The sequence below is a fragment of the Mesorhizobium sp. M7A.F.Ca.AU.001.01.1.1 genome, from assembly GCF_004022735.1.
In the GTDB taxonomy this organism is placed as follows: Bacteria; Pseudomonadota; Alphaproteobacteria; order Rhizobiales; family Rhizobiaceae; genus Mesorhizobium; species Mesorhizobium ciceri.
The window spans coordinates 1-2,341 of the sequence record NZ_RZPF01000877.1 but is presented as its reverse complement, the minus strand read 5'-3'; the positions used below and the strand labels follow the sequence as shown (position 1 = coordinate 2,341).

3 protein-coding genes are annotated in these 2,341 nt (G+C 65.4%); all 3 read left to right on the top strand.

The window, feature by feature from the left end:
- On the top strand, positions 1–1,124 hold a 1,124-nt coding region (locus EN884_RS33305; protein WP_164895326.1), incomplete at its 5' end, for a Tm-1-like ATP-binding domain-containing protein.
- Positions 1,121–1,789, top strand: coding sequence for an HAD-IA family hydrolase (locus tag EN884_RS33300; RefSeq protein WP_063169694.1), 669 nt, complete (start codon positions 1,121–1,123; stop codon positions 1,787–1,789). The genes EN884_RS33305 and EN884_RS33300, both read left to right, overlap by 4 nt.
- Before the next feature lie 19 nt (positions 1,790–1,808).
- Positions 1,809–2,341, top strand: a 533-nt coding sequence (locus tag EN884_RS33295; protein WP_128361016.1) for an aminotransferase class III-fold pyridoxal phosphate-dependent enzyme, incomplete at its 3' end; no start/stop codon positions are given.

Sequence of the window (2,341 nt, the reverse complement as noted above, 5' to 3'; positions counted from 1 at the left end):
ACGATAAGCACGCCGTGGCGCGGGCGGTGGATGTGACGATCGCCGAGATCGTTTCGAGTGGTGACGAGAACACCGCCATGACGCTGATGGCCGGCGGCGCCGTGCAACTGGTGCGCAAGCTCCATCAAAACGGCGAGATTGACGCCTTCATCGCCATCGGCGGTTCGATGGGAACCGATCTGGCGCTCGACGTGGCGCTTTGCCTGCCGCTCGGCGTGCCGAAATTCGTCGTCTCGACCATCGCCTATTCGCACCTCATCCCACCCGAGCGCGTCGCGCCCGACCTGATGATGATCCTCTGGGCGGGCGGGCTGTACGGCCTCAACTCGATCTGCAGGCTGGTCCTGTCACAGGCCTGTGGTGCGGTCGTCGGCGCGGCGAAAATCGTGCTGGCGTCGCGCGTGTCGGCGCGGGCAACAGGCCCGACCATCGGCATGACCTCGCTCGGCAGCAGCTGCCTGCGCTACATGAAGACGCTGAAGCCGGCGCTGGAACAGCGCGGCTATGACGTTGCCGTCTTCCACACCACCGGAATGGGCGGCCGCGCCTTCGAATCGATTGCCGGCCAAGACCATTTCTGCGCGGTGTTCGACTTCAGCCTGCAGGAGATCACCAACCATCTCGCGGGCTCCGTCGTCAGTTCCGGCACCGACCGGCTGGAGAATGCCGGTGCCCGCGGCGTTCCGCAGATCGCAGCACCCGGCGCGGTCGACATGGTCGACCTGCCGACCTGGCAGGATTTGCCGGCTAAATTCTCGACGCGACCGTTTCATGCCCACAACAGGCTGATCGCTTCGATCACCGTCGATGCCGACGATCGCCGCCAGGTCGCCAGGACCATCGCCGCCAAGCTCGGTGCCGCCCGAGGCCGCTCCGCCTTCATCCTGCCGTCCCAGGGCATCCAGGAATGGGACGTGGAGGGCGAGCCGCTCTATGAGCCGGAAGCCCTGGCCGCCTTCACTGACGAAATGCGCAAGGTCATTCCCGCCGGCGTCGAGTTCCACGAGATCGACGCTCACATCAACAGCGACGACTTCGTCGGCAAGGCGCTCGAGATCTTCGACCGCTGGGTCGAGGAAGGCATCGTTCCGCGCGGCAAGCCGGCCGAGGGAGTGGCGGCGTGAGTGCTGTTCCCGTCCAGGCGCTTGTCCTCGATTTCGGCGGCGTCGTCACCCGCACGCTGTTCGAGACCCACGCCTTGACCGAACAGGCGCTCGGCCTCGCGCCGGGGACGCTGCAATGGCGCGGGCCGTTCGATCCGGGCAGCGATCCGCTGTGGCGCGCCATGCAGGCCGACGAGATCAGCGAGCGTGACTATTGGCGCACACGCACAAGCGAGGTCGGCCGTCTGGTGGGGGAGGACTGGCAGGCGATGGAGACCTTCGTCCGGCGCGCGCGAGGGGCCGAGCCGGAAAAGGTGGTGCGGCCGGAGGCTGACAGCACCATTCGCACGGTGCATGCCGCCGGTTTTCGACTGGCCATCCTGTCCAATGAACTCGACCTGTTCTACGGCGCCGACTTCCGCCAGCGGCTGCCGTTGCTCGGCCTGTTCGATGTTATCATCGACGCCACTTACACCGGCATCCTCAAGCCCGACCCGCGTGCCTATGCCTTCGTCACCGAGGCGCTTGGCCTGCCTGCCGGCGCTTGCGTCTTCGTCGACGACCAGCGGCGCAATGTCGATGGCGGCTGTGCTGCCGGCATGCGCACGGTGCATTTCGACGTCGCTCGCCCGGCTCATTCCTATGCCGAGGCGCTCGGCCATTTCGACCTCGTCCCAGTTGCCTGAGATTTTTGCGGAGTCCATTATGCGCGACATCAATTTTCTCACCGAAACCAACGCCAAGCCGATCTGGCATCCGATGGCGCATCCGGCCGAGATGCGGGCCAACCCGCCAAAGGTGATCATGAAAGGCGAGGGTGTGATGGTCACCGACATCGCCGGCAACACCGTGCTCGACGCCGTCGGCGGCCTGTGGAACGTCAATCTCGGCTACAGCTGCGAACCGATCAAGAAAGCGATCGCCGACCAGCTTGGCGCGCTGCCCTATTATTCCGGCTTTCGCGGCACCTCGACCGGCCCGTCGATCGAGCTCGCCTACGAACTCTGCGAATGGTTCGAGCCAGAAGGCATGGTGCGGACGTTTTTCACTTCGGGCGGCTCGGATTCGGTCGAAACGGCACTTCGGCTGGCGCGGCAGTACTGGAAGATCCGCGGCCAGGCCGACCGGACCAAGTTCCTGGCGCTGAAGAAAGGCTACCACGGCACGCATTTCGGTGGCGCGTCGGTCAACGGCAACGCCAATTTCCGCCGCAACTACGAGCCGCTGCTGCCGGGCGT